Annotated in this window: 24 protein-coding genes; 8 read left to right on the plus strand and 16 right to left on the minus strand. The window is 66.0% G+C overall.

The features are described from left to right. Positions 1-47: 47 nt before the first annotated feature. The 3 genes from G6032_RS00945 to G6032_RS00955 form a co-directional block, all read right to left on the minus strand. On the minus strand, positions 48-467 hold the full coding sequence (locus G6032_RS00945) for a hypothetical protein (RefSeq protein WP_165280251.1): 420 nt from the start codon (positions 465-467) through the stop codon (positions 48-50). A gap of 128 nt (positions 468-595) precedes the next feature. Further along, on the minus strand, positions 596-886 hold the full coding sequence (locus G6032_RS00950) for an RNA-binding protein (protein WP_165280252.1): 291 nt from the start codon (positions 884-886) through the stop codon (positions 596-598). Positions 887-977: 91 nt separating this feature from the next. Next, positions 978-2,249 carry a DEAD/DEAH box helicase gene (locus tag G6032_RS00955; protein WP_165280253.1) on the minus strand — a complete coding sequence of 424 codons (1,272 nt, stop codon included), beginning with the start codon at positions 2,247-2,249 and terminating at the stop codon, positions 978-980. 228 nt (positions 2,250-2,477) lie between these two features. On the opposite strand from G6032_RS00955, the gene G6032_RS00960 reads away from it, so the two are divergent. Next, positions 2,478-3,482: a serine/threonine protein kinase gene (locus G6032_RS00960; protein ID WP_165280254.1), complete on the plus strand. Its 1,005-nt coding sequence runs from the start codon at positions 2,478-2,480 to the stop codon at positions 3,480-3,482. Positions 3,483-3,609: 127 nt separating this feature from the next. On the opposite strand, the gene G6032_RS00965 is transcribed toward G6032_RS00960, so the two are convergent. Further along, a complete protein-coding gene (locus G6032_RS00965) occupies positions 3,610-3,891 on the minus strand; it encodes a hypothetical protein (protein WP_165280255.1) in 282 nt (93 codons plus the stop codon). A 124-nt stretch (positions 3,892-4,015) separates the two neighbouring features. Between G6032_RS00965 and G6032_RS00970 the strand changes: the two genes are divergently transcribed. Further along, the gene (locus G6032_RS00970; RefSeq protein WP_165280256.1) at positions 4,016-4,474 is read left to right on the plus strand and encodes a nitrous oxide-stimulated promoter family protein; all 459 of its coding nucleotides are present in this window, start codon (positions 4,016-4,018) and stop codon (positions 4,472-4,474) included. A gap of 85 nt (positions 4,475-4,559) precedes the next feature. Beyond that, positions 4,560-5,303: a twin-arginine translocation signal domain-containing protein gene (locus G6032_RS00975; RefSeq protein ID WP_165280257.1), complete on the plus strand. Its 744-nt coding sequence runs from the start codon at positions 4,560-4,562 to the stop codon at positions 5,301-5,303. On the opposite strand, the gene G6032_RS00980 is transcribed toward G6032_RS00975, so the two are convergent. From G6032_RS00980 to G6032_RS01025, 10 genes are all read right to left on the minus strand, one after another. Continuing rightward, a complete protein-coding gene (locus tag G6032_RS00980) occupies positions 5,300-6,010 on the minus strand; it encodes an ankyrin repeat domain-containing protein (RefSeq protein WP_165280258.1) in 711 nt (236 codons plus the stop codon). The two genes, G6032_RS00975 and G6032_RS00980, sit on opposite strands and share 4 nt — an antisense overlap. A 94-nt stretch (positions 6,011-6,104) precedes the next feature. Then, on the minus strand, positions 6,105-7,205 hold the full coding sequence (locus G6032_RS00985; protein WP_165280259.1) for a formate dehydrogenase subunit gamma: 1,101 nt from the start codon (positions 7,203-7,205) through the stop codon (positions 6,105-6,107). A 34-nt stretch (positions 7,206-7,239) separates the two neighbouring features. Continuing rightward, positions 7,240-7,422, minus strand: coding sequence for a hypothetical protein (locus G6032_RS00990; protein ID WP_165280260.1), 183 nt, complete (start codon positions 7,420-7,422; stop codon positions 7,240-7,242). Between the two features lie 66 nt (positions 7,423-7,488). Beyond that, complete coding sequence (gene fdh3B / locus G6032_RS00995; RefSeq protein ID WP_165280261.1) at positions 7,489-8,076, minus strand: formate dehydrogenase FDH3 subunit beta; 588 nt, start codon at positions 8,074-8,076, stop codon at positions 7,489-7,491. A gap of 14 nt (positions 8,077-8,090) precedes the next feature. After that, positions 8,091-10,982, minus strand: a complete 2,892-nt coding sequence (locus G6032_RS01000; RefSeq protein WP_165280262.1) for a formate dehydrogenase subunit alpha — start codon at positions 10,980-10,982, stop codon at positions 8,091-8,093. Between the two features lie 54 nt (positions 10,983-11,036). Continuing rightward, positions 11,037-11,240 (minus strand): transcriptional initiation protein Tat, encoded by a 204-nt coding sequence (locus G6032_RS01005; RefSeq protein WP_240901840.1) that lies wholly within the window; start codon positions 11,238-11,240, stop codon positions 11,037-11,039. A gap of 43 nt (positions 11,241-11,283) precedes the next feature. Beyond that, complete coding sequence (locus tag G6032_RS01010; protein ID WP_165280263.1) at positions 11,284-11,958, minus strand: molecular chaperone TorD family protein; 675 nt, start codon at positions 11,956-11,958, stop codon at positions 11,284-11,286. Between the two features lie 160 nt (positions 11,959-12,118). Next, positions 12,119-13,786 (minus strand): 4Fe-4S binding protein, encoded by a 1,668-nt coding sequence (locus G6032_RS01015; protein ID WP_165280264.1) that lies wholly within the window; start codon positions 13,784-13,786, stop codon positions 12,119-12,121. Next, positions 13,776-14,498 carry a DUF3306 domain-containing protein gene (locus tag G6032_RS01020; RefSeq protein WP_165280265.1) on the minus strand — a complete coding sequence of 241 codons (723 nt, stop codon included), beginning with the start codon at positions 14,496-14,498 and terminating at the stop codon, positions 13,776-13,778. Before G6032_RS01020 ends, G6032_RS01015 begins: the two co-directional genes overlap by 11 nt. A 6-nt stretch (positions 14,499-14,504) precedes the next feature. After that, positions 14,505-14,993, minus strand: coding sequence for a DUF3305 domain-containing protein (locus G6032_RS01025; RefSeq protein WP_165280266.1), 489 nt, complete (start codon positions 14,991-14,993; stop codon positions 14,505-14,507). 188 nt (positions 14,994-15,181) lie between these two features. On the opposite strand from G6032_RS01025, the gene G6032_RS01030 reads away from it, so the two are divergent. Next, a complete protein-coding gene (locus G6032_RS01030; RefSeq protein WP_206211725.1) occupies positions 15,182-16,132 on the plus strand; it encodes a helix-turn-helix transcriptional regulator in 951 nt (316 codons plus the stop codon). 36 nt (positions 16,133-16,168) lie between these two features. On the opposite strand, the gene G6032_RS01035 is transcribed toward G6032_RS01030, so the two are convergent. After that, a complete protein-coding gene (locus tag G6032_RS01035) occupies positions 16,169-16,390 on the minus strand; it encodes a DUF6494 family protein (RefSeq protein WP_165280267.1) in 222 nt (73 codons plus the stop codon). Between the two features lie 46 nt (positions 16,391-16,436). Continuing rightward, positions 16,437-17,813 (minus strand): sigma-54 dependent transcriptional regulator, encoded by a 1,377-nt coding sequence (locus G6032_RS01040; protein WP_165280268.1) that lies wholly within the window; start codon positions 17,811-17,813, stop codon positions 16,437-16,439. Between the two features lie 265 nt (positions 17,814-18,078). Between G6032_RS01040 and G6032_RS01045 the strand changes: the two genes are divergently transcribed. The 4 genes from G6032_RS01045 to glp are packed head-to-tail and all read left to right on the plus strand — an operon-like array spanning position 18,079 to position 21,454. After that, complete coding sequence (locus G6032_RS01045; protein ID WP_165280269.1) at positions 18,079-18,783, plus strand: ABC transporter permease; 705 nt, start codon at positions 18,079-18,081, stop codon at positions 18,781-18,783. A 37-nt stretch (positions 18,784-18,820) separates the two neighbouring features. Next, a complete protein-coding gene (locus tag G6032_RS01050; RefSeq protein ID WP_346763730.1) occupies positions 18,821-19,549 on the plus strand; it encodes a phosphate ABC transporter ATP-binding protein in 729 nt (242 codons plus the stop codon). Beyond that, positions 19,546-20,163, plus strand: coding sequence for a molybdenum cofactor guanylyltransferase MobA (mobA, locus tag G6032_RS01055; RefSeq protein WP_165280271.1), 618 nt, complete (start codon positions 19,546-19,548; stop codon positions 20,161-20,163). Before G6032_RS01050 ends, mobA begins: the two co-directional genes overlap by 4 nt. A 34-nt stretch (positions 20,164-20,197) precedes the next feature. Continuing rightward, positions 20,198-21,454 (plus strand): gephyrin-like molybdotransferase Glp, encoded by a 1,257-nt coding sequence (glp, locus tag G6032_RS01060; RefSeq protein ID WP_165280272.1) that lies wholly within the window; start codon positions 20,198-20,200, stop codon positions 21,452-21,454. Positions 21,455-21,475 lie beyond the last annotated feature (21 nt).

Below are 21,475 nucleotides of genomic sequence, written 5' to 3' on the forward strand. Positions count from 1 at the left end.
CCCCATTGTAGCGAAGCCGACGTCTCCGCTTGCTGACATTTCGGCGGTCAGGGGATGCGGATCTTGCCCGCGCCGGGGCCTGCGCCCGGCAGCCCGCCACCGCCCAGCCCGCCGCCACCCAGGCCACTGCCGCCGCCCTCCGGCACGATGATCGAGCTGGCCGCCTCGTGGCGCATTTCCTGCAGGCGCCGCATCGTCTCGCCCACCGCTTTCTCAGCGGCTGCGGCAAAGCCTTCCACCGCCTCCGACAACGAAGTCGACGGGATCTCGAACGACAGCGGCAACGCGCCTGCCGGCGTCATGACCTGTGCCTGGCCTACATAAACCACCGATCGCGCCGGGTCCGGCGCACCGTCGGCGGTGACCGGGCTCAGGCGCTGGATGGTGCCCACCCGGCGGTCGGTAAAAATCTCCTCGAGATAGAGTTCGGCGGCATTCATGCCGGCGCCCATGTCCTGTTCTGCCATCGCTGCGTCCTGTTCGGGTGTGTTTGCCGCGAACCTTAGCAAGTTACGCCAAGGGTGGAAACGAAAAGGGCCCCGGATGGGGCCCTCTCCGCAGAACGAACCCGAAGGATCCGTTCAAGCTGACGGTCTTACCAGCGACCGCCGCCGCCACCACCACCGCTGCGGGCGGGGCGCTCTTCGCGCGGCTTGGCCTGGTTGACCTTGATGTTGCGGCCGTTCAGGGGCTTGTCGTTCAGGCCCCGAATGGCTGCCTCGGCCTCGGAGCTGTTCGCCATCTCGACGAAGCCGAAGCCCTTGGACTGGCCCGAGAACTTGTCCGTGATAACAGTGGCACGAGTGACGGTACCGAATTCGGTGAAGGCGGTCCGCAGATCGTCCTCAGTCACGCTGTAGGCCAGATTTCCAACATAGATGTTCATAACTATTGCTCATTCCATACAAAAAGTGCGTTGTCGTCATAACGACAGCAGTGGACGGCCAACGCACAAAGCGTCCGCTGCTGGGTTGCCCTCAGGGGCAAATTCTTCGATCCTGCGGCCTGGCGCCACGCGACCGGCGACCTTGTCGCTCCGGCACACCGCGGCCGCGGTTCTTGGCAGGTGGCGCGCCACGCCGCCCGGTCTCGATCGGTTCGGGACGAATCGAGGGATCCGGCTCGAACCCGGCAATCATACGCTGCGGAATATTACGTTTGAGCAAGCGCTCGATATCCGCCAGCAAGCGCCGCTCGTCGACGCACACCAGCGACACCGCCTCGCCTTCGCTGCCTGCCCGACCGGTACGGCCGATACGGTGCACGTAGTCTTCCGAGACGTGCGGCAACTCGAAGTTGACGACATGCGGCAACTGGTCGATATCCAGTCCGCGCGCAGCGACCTCGGTCGCCACCAGCGTCCGCACCTTGCCGGCCTTGAAGTCCGCCAGCGCCTTGGTGCGCGCCGCCTGGCTCTTGTTGCCGTGGATGGCCGCAGCGCTGATGCCATCGTGCTCCAGCTGCGTGGCGAGCCGGTTGGCGCCGTGCTTGGTGCGGGTGAACACGAGGACTTGGCGCCAGTCGCCCGTGCTCATCAGGTGCGACAGCAGCTCACGCTTGCGGGCGCGGTCCACCGGGTGCACGACCTGGGTGACGAGTTCGGCCGTGATATTGCGACGCGCCACCTCGATCTCCACCGGGTTGTCCAGCAGGCCGTTCGCAAGGGAGCGGATCTCGTCCGAGCAGGTCGCGGAGAACAACAGGTTCTGGCGCCGCTTCGGCAGCATGGCAAGCACGCGCCGGATGTCGCGGATGAAGCCCATGTCGAGCATGCGATCCGCTTCGTCGAGCACCAGGATCTCCACGGAGGACAGGTCCACGGTGCGCTGTTGCGCGTGGTCGAGCAGGCGGCCCGGCGTAGCGACCAGGATATCGACGCCGCGCCGAAGCGTTGCGATCTGGGGATTGATGCTGACGCCGCCGAATACCACGGCGCACCGCAGCTGCGGGAGGTGGCGGCCGTATGTGTCCACGCTGGCGGCCACCTGGGCGGCCAGCTCGCGGGTCGGCACCAGCACGAGCGTGCGGATGCGCCTGCGGCCTTCAACAGGCCTGGCGGACAGGTGTTGCAACATGGGCAACGTGAAGCCGGCGGTCTTGCCGGTGCCCGTCTGGGCGCCTGCGAGAACGTCCCTGCCTTGCAGGATGACCGGGATTGCCTGGACCTGGATGGGGGTCGGCGTGTCGTAGCCTTCTTCAGCCACTGCACGAAGAAGCTCGGCCGAGAGGCCGAGAGAGTCGAATGACATAAAAACGTGATCTCCTGATCTGTAACGCCTGCCGGAAGCTGGGCTCCGGCCGGTCAAGGCTCGATTGTTGTGTTGCTCGAGGCTGACCAGAAGGGCGTGCCGCAAGGGCCGGATGCAGACCGGTGTGCATCAGGAGTTCAGCGACTATAACACAAGGAGGCGGATTGTCCATGCCGGACCGGGGGCAGTCCGACTGGTATATTGCCGCTCCGTCTGTGCGATCGAAGCATGAGCAGAAATCACGACCCCTCCCTCGCCTACCAGGACCTGCAGCCTGACGACATCCTCGATTCGGTGGAGCGCTTCGGCCTGCATTGCGATGGACGACTGCTGGCCCTGAACAGCTACGAGAACCGGGTGTACCAGGTGGGCATCGAGGACGGCACGCCGGTGGTGGCGAAATTCTATCGCCCCGGCCGGTGGACGGACGCCGCGATCCTGGAGGAACACGGCTTCGCGTACGAACTCGCGGCGCGTGACATCCCCGTGGTCGCGCCCCTGCGCCACGATGGGCACAGCCTGTTGCAGCACGGCGAGTTCCGCTTCGCGTTGACGCCCCGCGTGGCCGGCCGCGTGCCGCAGCTGGACGACCTGCGCCTGCTGCGCCAGGTGGGCCGGCTGGTGGCAAGACTCCACCTGGTGGGCAGCGGGGCGGCCTTCAGCCATCGTCCCCATCTCTCGCCCGCACTGTTCGGCCACGCATCGCGTGACGACCTGCTCGCCGGAGGTTTTCTTCCGGACTACATGGAGCCGGCGTACGCCAGCGTCTGCCAGGACCTGCTGGCGACGATCGAGGACCGCTGGGAGGCCGTGCAGGCTCGCCAGTTGCGCCTGCACGGGGACTTCCATCCCGGCAATGTCCTGGCGCTCGATGAGCAGGTCCACATCGTCGATCTCGATGACGCCTGCACCGGGCCGGCCATCCAGGACCTGTGGATGTTCCTGTCCGGCGAACGCGCGGAGCAGGAACCGCAGTTGGCGGAGTTGCTCGCAGGGTACGAGGAATTCAGGCCCTTCGATCCCGCCGAACTCGCGCTCATCGAAGTCCTGCGTGCATTGCGGATCATGCATTACGCAGCGTGGATCGCGCGCCGCTGGACGGACCCCGCCTTTCGGGTCGCATTTCCGTGGTTCGGTACACCGAGGTACTGGGAAGACCACGTGCAGGCGCTGCGGGAGCAGCTGGCGCTGCTGCAGGAACCGCCGCTCGACTGGCGCCCGGCGGACCGCTGAGTCGGCGAGCCGCCGGCCCTGCGATGGCCCGGGCGATACCCCAAAGCCCAGCCCAGCCCAGCCCAGTCCAGCCCAGCCCAGTCCAGCCCAGCCCAGTCCAGCCCAGCTCAGGTCAGCTCAGCCCAGCTCAGCTGCCGCGATTCTTTTTGGGCCCCGGCGTCAATTGCACGCGACCCGCCTTGCCGAGCCGGCGCTCGTTGAGCCGGATCACGATGTCCGCGACCGCCTGGGTGACGGCCTGCAGGCTGCCTTCCCGGTGCCCGACGATGGCATTGGGGCCCTGCGCGATCTCGTAGCGGTACCAGGTTGCGGAGACAGCCCCCTCGGGCGCTTCCGCACGCGTGATGGACGACACCTTGAACGGATGATCCGTGCGCCCTGCGGCGGCTTTCTCGATCTTTTCAGTCATCTCCCCAGCTTACTCCATCTGGGCGCGAATCGCCCGCGCAAGTGCCATCCTGAACGCCGGGGCATTCGAGAACCAGGGCGGATGCCTATTGCATCTGAAGGGGGAAAATATGTATATAGCCTGCATGAATAAGCATGGCACTGCTGCAGGCGGCAGCCTGCTCCTCACGCCGCGCCTGCGGCGCGAGTACCGCACGATGGAATGCATGGTGGAGATCTGGTGCGCCGATCATCATGACGAGGCCGCGCGCCGGGGAGCCACCTGCGACGACTGCCGGGCGTTTCTGGCCTATGCGGAGCGGCGTCTCGAAAAATGCCCCTATGGCGAAGCCAAGCCGACCTGTGCCAAGTGTCCCATCCACTGCTACAAGCGGGCGCAGCGCGAACACGCGCGAGTGATCATGGCTTATGCGGGACCGCGCATGACCTATCGACATCCCTGGCTGGCGCTCATGCACCTCGTCGACAAGGTGCGCAAAGTCGAGCATCCCATGGAAATCCGGCGCCGCAGGGCGCGCCGGGACGCCGCCGATCCGCACGCGACCACGCGCGAGAATGGGCCCGACGACAGACTGCAGGAATAGGTTCGCGCCGGGCGGCCGACGGATCTGTTGCAGCGTGCGTGACGAATGCTACGATCAGGCAATCTGATCCGAAAGGTGGCTAAGCATGGCCGGCGACCCGGTTTCCCGACGTGGTTTTCTGAAGCTCTGCGCCAGCACCGGCGCGCTCGTCGCGAGCAGCCCCTCGCTGCTGGCGGACTCGACGCCGGAACGAGTCCCGGCGCCCCCGGCGACGCTGGTGGATGCCACGGGATCGCCGCTGCGCATCGACCAGCTCGCCGTCGGCGAAAGCTATGTCTTTCACTATCCTTTCGTCAGCACGCCGTGTTTCCTGATCAACCTGGGCAAACCCGCCCTCCCCCAGGAACGCCTGGAGATGGACGACGGTCGCAGTTACCGCTGGCGCGGCGGCGTCGGCCCGCAGCGCTCCGTGGTCGCGTTTTCCGCAATCTGCGCACACCGCATGACCTACCCGACACCGACCGTCAGCTTCATCCACTACCGCCACGGGCCGATGGCTTTCACGGACAAGGACTACACGCCGACCGAGCGCGAGCAAGTGATCTACTGCTGCTCGGAAGGCAGCGTGTACGACCCCGCCGAGGGTTGCCGCGTGCTGGGCGGTCCTGCACCGCAACCCCTGGCGGCCGTGGACCTGGCGTTCGACGAACAGACGGGCGAACTGCGCGCTCTCGGCACCTATGGTGGCGACATGTTCGAGCGCTTCTTCGAGAAATTCGGTTTCCAGCTCGCCATGCAACAGGGCAGCGAGGCCATCAGGGCGCCGGCCGGGCCGACGACCACGGTGCTGCCGCTGGGCGAATACAGCCAGAACACCAACGTCTGCTAGGACTTCAGCAAGGCCTCCGCCTCCCGGTGGCCCTGCATGCGTGCGACCTCCGCGGGCGTGCGTCCGGCGCCATCGGTGGCCAGTGGCTCGGCGCCAGCTTCGAGGAGGCACTCCACGATCCCGGCGAAACCCCTGCCCGCCGCAATGTGTAACGCGGTCGCGCCCGACTCCTCCCGCGCCTCGAGTTCCGCCTGCCCCGACGCCAGCAGCACTTCGACGGCCTCGATGTAGTTGCCGGAAACCGCCCGCATGAGCGGCGTCCATCCATAGGCATCCGGAGTCGCTGCTTCCGCGCCGCTCGCCAGCAACAGCTCGATGACCGTCGCCCTGCCCTTGGCCGCGGCAACCAGCAACGGCGTCCAGCCAATTCGGGCGCGCGCGTTCGCATCGGCACCGTTCGCCAGCAGGAAGGCGGCGGTCTCCACCTCGTCAGCCGCCGCCGCATACATCAGGGCGGTTCCGCCGTTTGCATTTCTTTCGTCGATTCCGGCGCCGGCCTCCACGAGGCGCCGGACCTCAGGGAGACGGCCCTCGCTGGCCGCAGCCATGAGCTCCGTCTTGCCGCTGGAGGAGGGCGCCGCATGCTCGTGAAGCGTCTCGAGGTTCCCGTCCCAGGACGGATAGTCCTCCGCGGAAGAGTCCGTGGCGGGCGCCGATCCTGCTGCAAGCAGCAGGCCGAGCACAATCGGTGTCAGCGTGATTTTCATAGACTAAAGGATGCCCCGTCCGCACGAAAATCGCCAGCCAAAAAAACGGGGGCGCCGTTGAGGCGCCCCCGCTCCGGTTTACGTCAACCTGGGGTCAGGTCGCCGCGTGCCCAGCCCCCCGTGGTGCTTCCACGTTGGCGGGGCGCGTGCCCTGCTTCTTGAGTTCGTCATACCAGACGCTGTGGTGCGCCTTGGCCCAGGCCTCGTCCACTTCGCCGGTGATCATCCCCTCGAGGGACCCTTCGTTGCCGAAGGTGCCGAGATAGATATGACCGACCGAGAAAGCGATCAGGCCGATGCCGCTGATGGCATGCGCGAGGTGTGCGATCTGCATCCCGCCGCGCTCCGTGCCGAGATTCGGGAACAGCAGGAACACTCCCGAGACCACCAGCACGATCCCGCCGAAGAACAGGCTCCAGTACCAGATCTTCTCGCCGGCGTTGACGAAGCCGGCCGGCGGGTGCTTCGACTTGTCGAGGTAGCCGCCGCCCATCTTGATCCAGGTCCAGTCATAGGCCTTCGGCAGGCTGTCCTTCAGCCACGGCACCATCATCATCACGAGGGTGACGATGAAGGGGACGGCCAGCCAGTCATGCACCGGCTTCGCGATCGCGGCGAAGGCGGCGAAGCCCTCCTTGCCGAGGATCGGCGTGAGGACCATGCGCCCGAACAGCAGGCTGAGCCCGGTGATCGCCAGGATGATGAAGAGTGCCGCGGTGACCCAGTGGATCGTTCGATCGTACGTGCTCCAGCGCGTGATCGTCCGGCCGGTACGGTGTTCGAGCTTCACGGAACCTGCAACGAAGTGGAACAACAGGATCGCCACGATGACGCCGAGCAGGCCGATGCCGCCCCAGCGCAACAGGGGCCCCTCGCGCACCGCGCGCCAGACGTCGCCGCCGCTCTGGATGAGCACGCCGGTTTCCTGGCCGGTCACTGCGCTGTAGCCGGACACGCCGCCCCGCGCCTGGCGCCAGAAATCACGCCGCTGCTGCTCCGATTGCGCGAGCTGTGCAGCATCATCGCCGGACTGGGCCTGCTGGGCTACCGCCTGCCCTGACGGGCCCTCGGTGAGCAGCCAGCCGCTCAGCGGCAGGATCATGGATAGACCCAGAATCAGCGCGACGCTCCAGACGATCCGGCGGGCTTTCCGCCGCTGGCGTCCGCTGACTTCCGATTGTGTATTGTCGACCATCACGTGGAATCCTCCCGTCGTGTGGGCTGAGTGACTAACGGTCGCGCTGGTGTTCGACGCGATCCTCAAGGGCAGATCTCAGTTCTTCCGACCTGAGGTCCTCGACCAAGGGGTCGCTCGAACCCTTGTATACGCCAGGCTCGTAAACCGTGACATCCGAACAGCCCGCAAGAGCCACGGACGCCGCGGCCAGCAGAGCCAGGGTGATAATTCTCATCGTCTCTCTCCAGGACCGGTGCGGGGGCGGCCCGTAGGCCGCCCCGCCCGGTGTGTTATCACGCGCCTAGGCTTCCTTGTAGGCGGTTTCCCAGCCCCAGGTCTGCGGACGGCTGCCGCGCTTCAGGACGCGCTCGCGGTAGATGTCGGCGACCATGTCGCCATCACCCGCCAGCAGCGCCTTGGTCGCGCACATCTCCGCGCACAGCGGCAGCTTGCCCTCGGCGATGCGGTTGGTCCCGTACTTGATGTACTCGTCTTCCGAGTTGTTCTCCTCCGGGCCACCTGCGCAGAAGGTGCACTTGTCCATCTTCCCGCGGATGCCGAAGGCTTCCTTCTGCGGGAACTGGGGTGCGCCGAACGGGCAGGCATAGAAGCAGTAGCCGCAACCGATGCAAAGGTCCTTGTCGTGCAGGACGATGCCGTCGTCGGTGGTGTAGAAACAATCCACCGGGCAGACGGCCGCACAAGGCGCGTCCGTGCAGTGCATGCAGGCGACGGAGATCGAGCTTTCGCCCGGCAGGCCGTCGTCGAGCGTGACCACGCGGCGGCGATTCACGCCCCAGGGCACTTCGTGCTCGTTCTTGCACGCCGTTACACAACCGTTGCACTCGATGCAGCGCTCGGAATCACAAAGAAATTTCATTCTCGCCATGGTGAGTTAACTCCTTACGCCGGGCGAATCTGGCAGAGCGAGGCTTTGGTTTCCTGCATGTTCGTGACCGAGTCGTACCCGTAGGTAAACGCATCGTTCGCTGCAGAGCCCCGGACATACGGATGAGTGCCTTCAGGATACTTGGATAACAAGTCCTTGCCCTCGAACCACCCGCCGAAATGATACGGCGTGAACACGACGCCCCGGCCCACGCGGTTGGTGATCATGGCCTTGAGCTTGATCACGCCGCCTTCCGGTCCGTCCATCCACACCCAGGTGTCGTCCTTGATGCCGCGATCGTTGGCGTCCGCCGGGTTGATCTCGACGAACATCTCCTGCTGCAGCTCGGCGAGCCAGGGGTTGGACCGCGTCTCCTCGCCACCGCCTTCGTACTCGACCAGGCGGCCGCTGGTGTGAATCAGCGGGAAGTCCTTGGAGAAGTCCTGGGCCTGGATCGAGCCGTAACGGGTCGGCAGGCGCCAGAAGGCCTTGCGGTCCTCGTAGGTCGGATACTCTTCGACCAGGTCGCGGCGGCTGGTGTACAGCGGCTCGCGGTGGACGGGAATCGGATCGGGGAAGTTCCACACCTTGCAACGCGCCTTGGCGTTACCGAAGGGCGCGCAACCGTGCTTGATGGCGACGCGCTGGATGCCGCCGGAGAGGTCGGTCTTCCAGTTCCTGCCCTCGGCCGCGACCTTCTCTTCCTCGGTCAGGTCATCCCACCAGCCGAGCTGCTTCAGCATGTCGGCGGTGAACTCGGGATAGCCGTCCTCGATCTCGGCGCCCTTGCTCCAGGAATCCTCGGCCAGCAGGTTCACGCCCTGGTACTCCACGCCGAAACGGGCGCGGAAATTCAGGCCGCCTTCGGCCACCGGCTTGCTGGTGTCGTAGAGCACGTGCGTGCCGGGATGGCCCATCTCCGGGGTGCCCCAGCAGGGCCACGGCAAGCCGTAGGTCTCGCCGTCGCAGGGTCCGCCCTCGGCCTTCAGCGTCGTGACATTGAAGGTGTGCTTGTTCTCGAGGTGCTTCTTGAGGCGCTCCGGGCTCTGGCCGGTGTAGCCGATCGTCCACATGCCGCGGTTGAACTCCCGCGTGATGTCCTCGATCAGGGGCTCCTCGCCGTTCACCTGGATGTTCTTGAACAGCTGGTCGGAGTAGCCGAGCTTCTTGGCGAGCTTGTACATGATCGTGTGATCAGGCAGCGACTCGAACAGCGGCTCGATGATCTTCTCGCCCCACTGGAGCGACCGGTTGGACGCGGTGCGGGACCCGTAGGTCTCGAACTGCGTGCAGGCCGGCAGCAGGTACATGCCTTCCTTGTCGCGATCCGGCAGCACGGCGGTGTGCGTCGGGTAAGGATCGACGACGACCACCAGGTCCAGCTTCTCCAGCGCCTGCTTCTGCTCGGCGCCACGCACCTGGCTGTTGATCGCGTGACCCCAGAGGAACAGCGCTTTCAGCGCGGTCTTCTGGGAGACGTTCTCGTCCGATTCGTTGACGCCGTCGTACCAGCGCGACACGGTGATCCCCGGCAGGTTCATTGCCGGCACCATGTTCGATCCGTTGGGATAGCTGGCCTGGTCGAACCGCGCCTTCAGCCAGTCGAAGTCGACGTCCCACACGCGGGCCCAGTGCCTGTAGGAGCCCTCGGCGAGGCCGTAATAGCCGGGCAGCGTGTCGGCCAGGATGCCGAAGTCGGTGGCGCCCTGGACGTTGTCGTGGCCGCGGAAGATGTTGGCGCCGCCGCCGGACACGCCGACATTACCCAGCGCCAGCTGCAGCACGCTGTAGAGGCGCGTGTTGTTGTTGCCGATGGTGTGCTGCGTGCCGCCCATGCACCAGACGATGGTGCCGGGACGATGCTCGGCCATGGTCTGCGCGGCCTTCTTCACCTCGTCGCCGGGAATCCCGGTGACGTTCTCGACGACGTCGGGGGTCCACTTGGCGGTCTCGGCCCGGATGTCGTCCATGAAGGCGACACGCTGGCGGATGTATTCCTTGTCCTCCCAGCCGTTCTCGAAGATGTGCCACAGCAGGCCGTAGATCAGGGGCACGTCGGTGCCCGGCCGCAGCCGCAGGAACTGGTCCGAATGCGCCGCGGTGCGCGTGAAGCGCGGGTCCGCGACGATCAGCTTGGCGCCGTTCTCCTTACCGCGCAGCACGTGCTGCATCGAGATCGGGTGCGCCTCGGCGGCGTTGCTGCCGATGAAGAACATGCACTTGCTGTTGTGCATGTCATTGTAGGAATTGGTCATCGCGCCATAGCCCCAGGTGTTGGCTACGCCGGCGACCGTCGTCGAGTGGCAGATACGGGCCTGGTGGTCGACGTTATTCGTCCCCCACATGGCCGCGTTCTTGCGATAAAGGTAGGCGCCCTCGTTGCTCATCTTCGCCGAGCCGACCCACATCACGCTGTCGGGGCCGTGCTTGGCGCGGATGTCCAGGAGGCGGTCGCCGATCTCGTTGATCGCCTGGTCCCATGACAACCGCTGCCACTTTCCGTTGACGTTCTTCATCGGGTACTTGAGCCGACGATCGCCATGCCCGTGCTCACGCACGGAGGCGCCCTTGGCGCAATGCGCCCCCAGGTTCAACGGGGAGTCGAAATCCGGTTCCTGGCCCGTCCAGACACCGTTCTGGACTTCGGCGACGACGCCGCAGCCGACTGAACAGTGGGTACAGACCGAGCGCTTGATCTCGATCGGGCCTTTCACCATCTCGCGGGCCGCCTGGGCCTGCGAGCGGCGCATCATCGCCGGGGGCAGCGCCGAGGCGATCGCGCCGGCGCCGAGCGCCAGGCCGGTCCGGCGCAGGAAGGCGCGCCGGTCGATCGCCCGACCCAGCACGCCGTTCAGTGCGCTGGTGGACTCGTTATTGGTAGCAGTAGTTTTCTTGGTCAGCTTCATCGCCGATTCTCCGCTGTTTGACCGTTAGGGCATCGCATCCAGTCCCGGACGGGGCTAGATACGGGCCTTCTGGTAGTAAGTTCGGATGTGCGACGTCTCGTGGTAGCCCTTTTTCGCGGGCTTCGACGTCAGGGTCACTTCCGGCGCGGCGGTCGCCGTCCCGGTCGCGACGATCATCGCAGTCGCACCACCGGCCACTGCCAAACCCTTGAGGAACCGGCGCCTGCCGTTATATTCCGTCTCTTTTTTCAGGCTCATTGTGCTCTCCACTTGAGTCCGCTCCGATTACAAAATCCAAATCTCAACTGAAACTCTTTTGCGCCGACGGCGTAGAAAGGAAATCGTTGAGATACCGTTTCTCCACCTCGATGAACTGCTCCCCGAGCTGGCCCACCGCGCGATAGAAACGCGCCGACGGGGCCGATTGCATGTCACGGAAGAAGCGGGCCATCCAGGGTGAAATGTGACGATCGAAAAATCCCGCCTGCTGCTCGAGCGAGGCCGGTTGATCGCCGGTGTTGATCATGGCCATGACGTCACACAACGCCGCCGCATGATCCTCGGGCTCCTTGACGCCTTCCTGGCGCTCGAATCCCAGCTGGAGGAGTTCCTCGCGCAGGCGGGCAAGCGGCTGCTCCATGAGGAATCCGGTCATGTACCAGGAGCCGTAGGGCACCAGTTCGCCACGGCCCACGCCGATGAAGAGGTCGTGATACTCCTCTTCCAGCTCCGCGGGCGAACTGCGCCCCGCAGCGGTGCCGAGCATGCGCCAGGCCGCGCCGAGCAGGTCGTCCGAGTTCACCTCGTCCGCGTCGATTTCCGCCAGCAGGCTGAGGATCTGTTCGTCGGGCGCGGCGCCCAGTAACTGGGCCAGCAGGCTCCACGCATTGGCGCGCAACTGCTCTTCCGCGGCGATGCCATTGATCGCTACGTCCCTTGAAACCTCCGCCCCGCCTTCAGTGACAGCGTCCGTCATCGAATGCTCGTCTTTATCATTATGGTCAATCATTTAGCAACATTCAGGCCATGTATTTAGGGAATGACGGGCTATAAAGAGAGGAAAAATTACCAAGATAAATACCTATATGGGATCAATTGGGTCATTTTGTCCGCAAGTCGGTTAACAATGTCGCAGATCAGGCGCCGGGAACGCCAGGGCCGCCGGACTTGAACATGTCCTTGACGCGGCAGTGCTCGCACATCTGCAGGCGACGGCGGGAGGCTTCGTCCTGGAACATCCAGTGCCCTTCCAGCTTCTTCAGCATCGACTCCAGCAGGGAGCGGGTGCCGAACGGCTTGCCGCAGGCCACGCAACAGAAAGGCTGCTCCTCGTTGAGGATCCGCGGCTGCTGGCGCAGCTCGGCGTCGTAGAGAAAACGGGTATGCAGGGTGATCGCGTCTTCCGGGCAGGCCTTTTCACAAAGGCCGCACTGCACGCAATTCCACTCCGTGAACTTCAGTTGCGGCAGGTCGCCGCCGGCATCCAGCGCCGCCACAGGGCAGACGCTGACGCAGCCCATGCACAGCGTGCACGCGTTCTTGTCGACCTTGATTTCCCCGAATGGCGCGCCGGCGGGCAATTCCGTCGTCTTGCGCGGCGCCGGGGCATGCCGGTGCAGGTGCTCGATCGCCAGCCGCAGGATCGCGCGCTTGTCGTCGGGTAACGCAAACCTGGCCGGCTTGGCGATGCCGGCGGCCGGGAGCGCGCCCCACCAGCCGGCCGGATCGGCCGCGGCGCTGGCGCTGCTGATCACAGTCAGGCTCTCGGGAGGGAAGCCCATGCCCTCGAGGATTCCGCGGCCGAAAAGCACTTGCGCCTCGATCTCCGTGACCATGCGTCGCGGGGCAGTGTCGGTCACTACGACGACCACCGCCCGGGCCCCGTAGGCCAGCAGCGCCAGCCAGGTGTCCAGCCCGACCGAGCCGACTTCCTCCACCTCCAGCGGCAGCACGTCCTCCGGCATCTCGGGGCCGAGCGTCTCGGCCACGGTCTTGCTCGACCAGGCGTCGTGAATGAGCACCACGGGACTCTCGCCGCCGGCGTCGCGGAACGCGCCGAGGAACAGCTTCAGATGGGCCAGCAGGTCGCTGACTGCCGGGAAGGCATAGCTCATCGCGCCGCTCGGGCAGGCTGCGACGCAACTCCCGGCACCCTGGCACAGGTAGGGATCGACGCTGACTTTTTCCCCGATGGAGGTGATCGCCAGCGTCGGGCAGGCATCGATGCAGCGCGTGCAGCCGACGATGCCGCTGCCGCCGTGCGCGCAGATGTCCGGGTTGTAATTGAAATACTTGGGTTTCTCGAACTCCCCGCTCATCTCGGGAATCTCGGCGAGCGCCTTCTCGAGCTTGGCGTCGTCGCCCGCGGGCGCGTAATACCCGACCGGCGGCACCTCGTGCGTCATCAGCGGCACGGGGGAAAGATCGAGCACCAGGTCGAAGAAACTCCCCGGGTTGCCGGCCGCCTCGGACAGCGACACCGTGCCGTCGGGCGTTTCGAGATTGACCGTGAAGCGACCGAGCCGGCCCTCGATTTCGGGCCGCCCGCCGCGCACGACGACACGCCCCTCGCGGGTGCCGGGCTCGGGCCGCGCCGCAGAAGGCACGAGCACGGTACAGGGAATCGCTTCGCCGAGTCGGCGCGCCAGCGAAAGCGCGAGATCCTCCTCGCCCACGATGACCAGTCGGCCACTCGATTTATAGGTCACGATCGAGGTCGGCTGGCCCTCGATCGAAACAGGCATCTGCAATGCCTGGGCGCGCGCGCGCCCGGCGCTGCTCGTGGCGGGAAGCTCATGCGTCACGTGGCGGCTGCTCCTGGTCGTTGTTCGGATCGATTTCCGCGGTTTCTTCGCTCGGGCCGGTCGCCGCCTGCTCGCCGGTCTCACCCGGCTGACGAGCGGCAGCCCGATCATTATCGCCGCCCGCGGGATCCCCACCGGCAGCCTCACTCTCCACAGACGGTGCGGACCCGGCGTCCGTCGCCGCCACGCCGCCCGCTGCCGTTCCCGCCGCCGCGTCGTCGGTCGCCGCGGCCTCCGCCGCCTCCAGTTGCTTTTTGAGCAGCCTGGCTGCGGCATGCTTCATGTCGGAGGTCACTATGTCGCCCAACGCCGGGTAGTTCCGGTAGTCGTCGATGTAGTCGTCGAGCTCGCTGATGACATTGAACTTCTCGCTGCGGAACAGCTTGCGCAGGGCCTGCTTGCGCAAGCCCGCGCTGACGCGCGGCGACATGAAGGCACTGAAGTCCGAGTCCGGCGTCAGCGATTCGAGCGGCGGCATATCCTCGTCACCCGGCGGCTCGCCTTCGGCCTCGGGTGCAGGCGCGGGGGATGCTTCGGCCAAAGGCGCCTCTGCAGGTGCATCGGCGTGCTCCGCAGCCGGCGGCGCCTGCTCGGGCGCCTTGTTCTGCGCCTTGAGCCGGGACCAGCGACTGAGGAACGACTCCTCGTCCTTGTGCTCCTCGTCGGCAGGCGCCGCCGGCGCGCCTGGCCTGGCCTGTTCGCGATCAGCCATGGCGGATCACTGCACTCCGTCGCCCGACAACTCGTCGCGGCGGCGCTTGCGCCGCTTCTGCGGCTTGAAATGCGTCATCACGAATTCTTCGAGCTGCGGAATGATCTCGGCCGGGATCGGCACCGCGAACACCTTGCAATCCGCTTCCGTCGCACTGGTGGACTGATCATGGTCCGCGGTCACGGCGATGGGCAGCAGTTCGCCGCCCTCCTCCTCGCTGCAGATGATAAACAGCGAGGGCTCCGTTGCGGTCAGGTTGAACCAGTAGGTTTCCGCCGCATCGCGATAAAGCTCGAGCCGCAGGCCGTCCCACAAGTACTGCGCTACGCCGTCGGCCTCGCTGAGCAACTGGCGCCGCGCCTCGCCAGCGGCGAACCTTTCGCCCGCGAGAACCGCCACGCCTTCCCAGTTGAGGATCGTCCAGCCGGAACGGCTGATCTCCTTGCGAGCCAGCACGACCGCGACCGGGATATTTACCAGAGGTTGGAAACGCATATCTTGAAGGCTGTCGTGGGGGTTCCGGGGGCGGAATCTTCTCGGACAGATAGACTACCAGTTCGATCTGCGTCCTGCTTGCACTTTCCTGAGTCCTTCAAGCATACGGAATGTTTCTTGCATGACTCAAGTGCCTGCGATCTGGGTCTTTGGCTCCTTTGATCAGGAGCTTTTCGCCGGAGGAAGACATGAGCCGTGCCATCATCGAGAATCCCGCAGCGGGCGCTCCGGACGCCGCGGTTACGCGAGGCGACGACCTGCCGCGCTTCATGAGCGTCAAGCAGGTCGCCCGTTACCTCCAGGTCAACGAAAAAAAAGTCTACGCGCTGGTCGCGGACAACATCATTCCAGCCACCAAGGTGACGGGCAAATGGCTGTTTCCCCGCGACCTGGTGGACCAGTGGCTGCTCGAATCGAGTCATGGGGGCCTGCTGACGGACCGGATGCTCATCGCGGGCAGCGACGACCCGGTGATCTATCGCGCCATCATGCACGTGGCGAACGAGGTGCAGGCGCGCGCCCTGATCAGCTACACCTCGACCGGCACCCAGCTGGGACTGTCCCTGCTTGCCCGGCGGCGTGCCGACATCTGCGGCATCCACTGGGGGCCGGCGGAAGAGAGCCAGCAGCGCCACCCGGCCTTGCTCAAACAGCATCCGCCGCACAATGACTGGATTCTCGTGCGCATCTTTCTTCGCGAACAGGGCCTGATGGTCGCCCCCGGGCTGGCCGGCAGCGATCCCGAGCAACTTTTTGCCCGGGAAAACCGCTGGGTGATGCGCCAGGAGGGTGCCGGCTCGCAACGCTTCCTGCAGGAGGTCGTCACGCGCCACGGGCTCGACCCGGCCGCGCGCCGCGTCACGTCCATGGCCTATTCCGAACGCGACGCGGCGTCCGCACTGGCGATGGGCTACGCCGACGTGGGCATCGGCATCCGCGCTGCAGCGACGGAATTCGGGCTCGACTTCATCCCGATCGGCTGGGAGGCCTTCGATTTCGCGATGCACCGCGGCATGTTCTTCCGGACGCTCTTCCAGAAGTTGATCGATTACCTGCGTGGCAGCGAGTGTCGCCGTCTCGCGCAGAAATTCGGCGGTTACGACTTCGGCCAGACCGGCAACCTGGTCTGGCCGGTGTAGGCCGGCCTCCGCCCCCGTCTCGGAGAGCGGCAGCGGTCAGGACAATTCCAGCTCCCCGTCGATCTCCCGCTCGATACCGAGCGCCGGCAACTGCAGCGTGACCTTCGCGGCCACCGTGGTGCCCGGACCCAGCCGCCCCGCAGCCACGGCTTCCCGGATCGCGGCCTCTATCTCACGTTGCGAAGTGATGCCCACCACCTTGAGGAACTTGCGGATCTCCAGGTTGAACTTGTCTTCGTCGAGCGCGGCTGTCGTCATCTTGTGTTCTCCTCGATAGGGGTCAATCGATAGGGGTGAATCGTGTTCAGGCGGACTCGGTGTTGCCCGGCCCGAGCTGCATGCGCCGTTCCAGCGTCTTGCGGGAGATGCCCAGGCGGCGGGCGGCAGCTGACTTGTTGCCGCCCAGCGCGTTCAGAACGCGCGCCATGTGGTGTTCTTTGACTTCTTCGAGCGTCCAGTCGAGAGGATACTCGGCAACCGGTCTCGGCGCCTCCTGTTCCGCCGGCGCGAGCTGCTCGGTGGCCAGCGCGCCGAGCATCAGGCTCCGTTCGACGAAATTCTTGAGTTCCCGGACATTGCCGCGCCAGGCATGGTCCTGCAGGCGCGCGATGGCACGCGTGTCGAGGGCCAGCGGTTCCACGCCGAGCCGGGCCGAAAGCACGCCCATGAAATGCCGGGCGAGGGTCGCGATGTCGTCGAGCCGGTCCCGCAACGGTGGCAAATTGACCTGCGCCACGTTGAGACGGAAATACAGGTCCTCGCGAAAACGGCGCTCGCGCACCAGCGCCAGCAGATCGTGCTGGGTCGAAGCGACGATGCGCGCGTCGACCGGAATCTCCCGGTCGGATCCCACGGCCCTGATGGTGCCCTCCTCGAGGACGCGCAACAGCTTGACCTGCAGGGGAAACGGCATCTCGCTCACCTCGTCGAGGTACAACGTGCCGCCCCTGGCGGCGACGAACAATCCCTCGCGACCCTGGTGGGCGCTCGTGAATGCGCCCTTCGTGTGACCGAACAATTCACTTTCGAGCAACTCGGGGGCGATCGCGCCGCAATTCACGGCGACGAAGTCGCCCCGCCGGGTGCTGCAGGCGTGCAGCCAGCGGGCGACCAGCTCCTTCCCGGTGCCGGTCTCTCCCTCGATCAGGACCGTGCCGGGCAGAGGCGCAATCCGCCGCACCAGGTCGCGGACCTGGCGCATCAGGGCGCTGTCCCCCACGAGCTCGCGCTCCCGCGCTTCCGCCGCGCCCGGATCGGGCAGCCGGGTCGGCGCACGCGCGGCCGGCCCCACCGCATGACGTTGCAATGCCGCGAGGAGCGCCTCGGTGACGATCGGCCATTCCAGGACATCCGCCGCTCCCCGACGCATCGCCTCGAGGACGGTTGCCGAATCAGCGGCCTCCAGGGCGAGCACGATGGCCTGCGCGGCGCCTTCGCGGCGCAGGCTGTCGATCCAGTCGAGCGCCGGAATGTCCTCCAGCCCGCCGTCCACCACCAGGAACTCGAACTCGCAACGCGTCATCAGCCGCTTCGCCTTGAGCGCGTTCTCGGCGGAATCCACCAGGGCGACATGCTTGCCCAGCGCAGCGCGCAGCCGGCTGCGTTCAGCCGGTCGTCCTCCGACGAGGAGCACGGAGGACGCCTTCAGTGATACCGGGCCGGCTGCGTTCGTCGAATCCAAGAAAAACACTCCTGGTGGGCGAAAATGAACGACAGGGAACAGATCGAACACGAGAAACGGAATGCTACGAGCTGGGTCATAAATACGCAATGCACAGGGCGTTTATGGTCTTTATTGTCGCAATGCGTCAATTTGACCAGTAGCATTTGCGAAGCGAGAGATAAAGGGTGACACAGACCGAGCGCAAAGGGAAAATGGCATTGCAATTGCATGGACTCGCCGGGCAAAAGCCACCGTTGAATTCCCAGGACATCCCACCGATCGCATGAACGACATCTCCAGCGCTTTCGCGATGGCGGCGAAACTGGTTTTCGGACTCGATCCCGAGCTCGTGGCCATCGTGCTGCTGTCGCTGCAGGTCAGCGTGGGGGCCGTGTTGCTCGCCACGCTGGTGGCCCTGCCGCTCGGCGCGGTGGTCGGGATGTTCCGCTTCCCGGGCCGACGGGCGGTCACGATCTCGCTGAATGCGCTGATGGGCCTCCCGCCGGTGGTGGTCGGCCTGCTGGTCTACATGATGCTGTCGCGCAGCGGGCCGCTTGGCGAATTCGGCCTGCTGTTCACGCCCGCCGCCATGATCATCGCGCAGTTCGTGCTCGTGGTCCCCATCATCGCGGCTTTGACCCGCCAGACCATCGAAGACCTGCACGAGGAGTACGACGAGTACCTGCGCTCGATGGACGCCAGCCGCCTGGACAGCATCGCCACGCTCTTGTGGGACGGCCGCTTCCGGTTGCTGACCGCGATCCTGGCGGGCTTCGGGCGCGCGATCGCCGAGGTGGGCGCGGTGCTGATCGTCGGCGGAAACATTCTCCACCACACCCGCGTCATGACGACCAGCATCGCCCTGGAGACCAGCAAGGGAAACCTCGCGCTGGCATTGGCGCTCGGCCTGATCCTCATCGTGATCGCGGCCGCCATCAATGCCGCCGCAACACTCGTCGGGGAGGTGGCCCATCGTCGCTACGCCTGACCATCGCGGCGCCACGCCCGGGACCTCGCCAGGTGCGGTGTCCGGCGTCCACACCGCGCTGATGCCGCTCGAAGTCCGTGGACTCCGTTTCGTCATGGGCGAGAAACGGATACTCGACGACGTTTCCTTCGTCATCGGCCACACTGCACGCACCGTCGTGCTGGGCCCGAACGGCGCGGGCAAAAGCGTGCTTTTGAAACTCTGCCACGGTTTGCTGCGCCCCACGGCGGGCAGCATCAGCTGGAGCGGCCGTACGCCCGCCCAGGACCGCCGGCGGCGCGGCATGGTGTTCCAGCGCCCGGTCCTGCTGCGGCGCTCGGTCGCGGCCAACCTGCGCCACGGCCTTCGCCTGCATGGCGTGGTGCGCACGCGGCAGTCGGCGCTGGCGCGCGAAGCGCTGCAGGCGGCCGGCCTCGAGGACAAGGCGGAGCAGTCCGCCCGCACCTTGTCGGGCGGCGAGCAGCAGCGACTCGCCATGGCGCGCGCCTGGGTCCTGCGACCCGAGGTGTTGCTCCTCGACGAACCCACCGCCAACCTGGACCCGGCGGCGACCCGCAGCATCGAGCAACTGATCCGCGGCTTTGAGGCCGCCGGGACGCATGTCATCATGACGACGCACGACATCGGCCAGGCACGGCGTCTGGCGACCGACGTGCTTTTCATTCACCATGGCCGGTTGCTGGAGCATTCGCCGGCGGAGCGATTTTTCGCTGCGCCGTCAAGCCCGGCTGCCGCGCAATTCATCAGGGGAGACCTGCTCGCTTGAACTCACGCCGCAAGCTTCCTGTGACGGCCGTCATCCTCGCCGGTGGCCGCGCCACGCGCATGGGCGGCACGGACAAGGGCCTGGTGGAGCTTTGCGGGCGCCCGATGATCGAGCACGTCCTGGCGGCCCTCGAGCCCCAGGTCGAGCACATGGTCATCAATGCCAATCGCAATCTCGAACGTTACGCCGCGTTCGGCCGTCCCGTGGTGACCGATGCCGACGGGGCGTTCCTCGGTCCCCTGGCCGGCCTCTCGGCAGGCCTGGGCGCCGCCACCACCGATCTCGTGCTGACGGTGCCGTGCGACTGTCCCCTGCTCGTCCCTGATCTTGCCCACCGCCTCCACGCGGCAATGCAGCAACAGGATGCGGAGATCGCGGTCCCGTTCGACGGTGAACGGCTGCAACCGGTGTTCGCGCTGGTGCAGCGCAAGCTCGCCGACAGCCTGGCGGCCTATCTCGCGGCCGGCGACCGCAAGATCGATCTCTGGTTCGCCCGGCATCGCCTGGCCCGGGTAGACTTCTCGGATTGCCCGGAAAACTTCGTCAACGTGAACGACCCGGCGGAGCGCAGCGCGCTGGAAGCCCGGCTCATGGCCGGAGACCCAGGCGCCTGACGGGACCGGGTCCAGTCACGGCCAGGAACAGACTATGAAACACCAGAACGCCGGTTGCGGCGGACATGACGATGCGGCCCAGACGCTGCAACAGGCGCTGGCGCGGATCACCGCGGAGATCAGCCCGGTGGAGGGCTTCGAGCTGCTCGCCACGCGCGATGCGCTCGACCGCGTGCTGTATGCGCCGATTCACTCGACAGTCGATGTCCCCGCCCACACGAACTCCGCGATGGACGGCTATGCGCTCGCAGGGGCACAACTGCCCGGCGACGGCTCCCGCGCGTTCCGCGTGATCGGCACGGCATGGGCCGGACGGCCGTTCGACGGCACGGCGGGCGAAGGCGAATGCGTGCGCATCATGACCGGGGCCACGGTGCCCGCCGGCACCGACACGGTCGTCATGCAGGAACAGGTGCAGCGCGAAAGCGACACCGCGATCATCGGTACGGGCCACAAGCCCGGCCAGAACGTTCGCTTCGCCGGCGAGGACCTCAAGGCCGGCGCGATCGCCCTGGACGCGGGCGTGTTGCTGCGCCCGGCCCATCTCGGCCTGATCGCCTCGCTCGGCGTCGGCGAGGTGCGCGTGCGGCGCCGCCCGCGGGTTGCGTTCTTCTCGACCGGCGACGAGCTCGCCTCGATCGGCGAAACGCTCGGCCCCGGGCAGATCTACGACAGCAACCGCTACACGCTGTACGGCATGCTGCAGCGGCTCGGCGTGGAGGTGATCGACCTCGGCGTGGTGCGCGACCGGCGCGAGGACCTCGAACAGGCCTTCCTGGCGGCGGCCGCGCAAGCCGACGCGGTCATCACCTCCGGCGGCGTATCGGTGGGCGAGGCGGATTTCGTCACCGAGACCCTCGACCGGATCGGCGAAGTCGGTTTCTGGACCGTGGCCATCAAGCCCGGTCGGCCGATCGCCTTCGGCCGGGTCGGCGGCGCGCTGTTTTTCGGCCTGCCGGGCAACCCCGTCTCCGTCATGGTGACGTTCTACCAGCTGGTGCAGCCGGCGCTGCAACGGCTCAAGGGACTCACGGCGCCGGAGATCGTGCCGCGGGTGACCGCCACGCTCACCACGCCGTTGCGCAAGAAGGCGGGGCGTCGCGAATTCCAGCGCGGCCTGTTGAGTGTCGCAGCGGACGGCGGCTACCGCGTCGAAGCCACGGGGCGACAGGGGTCCGGTATTCTGCGCTCCATGGCCCACGCCAACTGTTTCATCGTGTTGCCCGAGGACTGCGGCTCGCTGGACGCAGAGACCGAAGTCGAAGTCCAGCCTTTTGCAGCGCTGTGTTGAAACTCACTCCTTGAAATCGAT

Source organism: Wenzhouxiangella sp. XN24 (assembly GCF_011064545.1).
In the GTDB taxonomy this organism is placed as follows: Bacteria; Pseudomonadota; Gammaproteobacteria; order Steroidobacterales; family XN24; genus XN24.

Coding starts and splice junctions, on each gene's coding strand:
- G6032_RS00945 (WP_165280251.1), bottom strand. CDS start 467: ATGGCAGAACAGGACATGGGCGCCGGCATGAATGCCGCCGAACTCTAT.
- G6032_RS00950 (WP_165280252.1), bottom strand. CDS start 886: ATGAACATCTATGTTGGAAATCTGGCCTACAGCGTGACTGAGGACGAT.
- G6032_RS00955 (WP_165280253.1), bottom strand. CDS start 2,249: ATGTCATTCGACTCTCTCGGCCTCTCGGCCGAGCTTCTTCGTGCAGTG.
- G6032_RS00960 (WP_165280254.1), top strand. CDS start 2,478: ATGAGCAGAAATCACGACCCCTCCCTCGCCTACCAGGACCTGCAGCCT.
- G6032_RS00965 (WP_165280255.1), bottom strand. CDS start 3,891: ATGACTGAAAAGATCGAGAAAGCCGCCGCAGGGCGCACGGATCATCCG.
- G6032_RS00970 (WP_165280256.1), top strand. CDS start 4,016: ATGAATAAGCATGGCACTGCTGCAGGCGGCAGCCTGCTCCTCACGCCG.
- G6032_RS00975 (WP_165280257.1), top strand. CDS start 4,560: ATGGCCGGCGACCCGGTTTCCCGACGTGGTTTTCTGAAGCTCTGCGCC.
- G6032_RS00980 (WP_165280258.1), bottom strand. CDS start 6,010: ATGAAAATCACGCTGACACCGATTGTGCTCGGCCTGCTGCTTGCAGCA.
- G6032_RS00985 (WP_165280259.1), bottom strand. CDS start 7,205: ATGGTCGACAATACACAATCGGAAGTCAGCGGACGCCAGCGGCGGAAA.
- G6032_RS00990 (WP_165280260.1), bottom strand. CDS start 7,422: ATGAGAATTATCACCCTGGCTCTGCTGGCCGCGGCGTCCGTGGCTCTT.
- fdh3B (WP_165280261.1), bottom strand. CDS start 8,076: ATGGCGAGAATGAAATTTCTTTGTGATTCCGAGCGCTGCATCGAGTGC.
- G6032_RS01000 (WP_165280262.1), bottom strand. CDS start 10,982: ATGAAGCTGACCAAGAAAACTACTGCTACCAATAACGAGTCCACCAGC.
- G6032_RS01005 (WP_240901840.1), bottom strand. CDS start 11,240: ATGAGCCTGAAAAAAGAGACGGAATATAACGGCAGGCGCCGGTTCCTC.
- G6032_RS01010 (WP_165280263.1), bottom strand. CDS start 11,958: ATGACGGACGCTGTCACTGAAGGCGGGGCGGAGGTTTCAAGGGACGTA.
- G6032_RS01020 (WP_165280265.1), bottom strand. CDS start 14,498: ATGGCTGATCGCGAACAGGCCAGGCCAGGCGCGCCGGCGGCGCCTGCC.
- G6032_RS01025 (WP_165280266.1), bottom strand. CDS start 14,993: ATGCGTTTCCAACCTCTGGTAAATATCCCGGTCGCGGTCGTGCTGGCT.
- G6032_RS01030 (WP_206211725.1), top strand. CDS start 15,182: ATGAGCCGTGCCATCATCGAGAATCCCGCAGCGGGCGCTCCGGACGCC.
- G6032_RS01035 (WP_165280267.1), bottom strand. CDS start 16,390: ATGACGACAGCCGCGCTCGACGAAGACAAGTTCAACCTGGAGATCCGC.
- G6032_RS01045 (WP_165280269.1), top strand. CDS start 18,079: ATGAACGACATCTCCAGCGCTTTCGCGATGGCGGCGAAACTGGTTTTC.
- glp (WP_165280272.1), top strand. CDS start 20,198: ATGAAACACCAGAACGCCGGTTGCGGCGGACATGACGATGCGGCCCAG.